This window comes from Onishia taeanensis (assembly GCF_013349955.1).
In the GTDB taxonomy this organism is placed as follows: domain Bacteria; phylum Pseudomonadota; class Gammaproteobacteria; order Pseudomonadales; family Halomonadaceae; genus Onishia; species Onishia taeanensis_B.
In genome coordinates, this window is sequence record NZ_JABVXC010000083.1 from 1 (window position 1) to 353 (window position 353).

1 protein-coding gene is annotated in these 353 nt (G+C 70.3%); it reads left to right on the forward strand.

Annotated elements, in window-relative coordinates; translation table 11 throughout:
- Nucleotides 1–353, forward strand: a 353-nt coding sequence (locus HUS66_RS17575) for an aldehyde dehydrogenase family protein (protein WP_175072469.1), incomplete at both ends; no start/stop codon positions are given.

The window sequence follows — 353 nt, forward strand, 5'->3', positions numbered from 1 at the left end:
TGGCTGGATGTGCGCATCGATCCGGCATTGCCCGAACGCGAACCGATGCCGCGGGTCGACCTGCGCCAGCGCCATATTGCCCTGGGCCCGGTCGCGGTCTTCGGCGCCTCCAACTTCCCGCTGGCCTTCTCGGTAGCCGGCGGCGACACCGCCTCGGCCCTGGCGGCGGGCTGCCCGGTGGTGGTCAAGGCTCACTCGGCGCACCCCGGCACCTCTGAGCTGGTCGGCCGGGCCATTCAGCGGGCGGTGGCCAAGTGCGAGCTGCCCGAAGGCGTGTTCTCGCTGATCTACGGCTCCGGCAATGATATCGGTCAGGCGCTGGTGCGCGATGCCCGCATCAAGGCGGTCGGCTT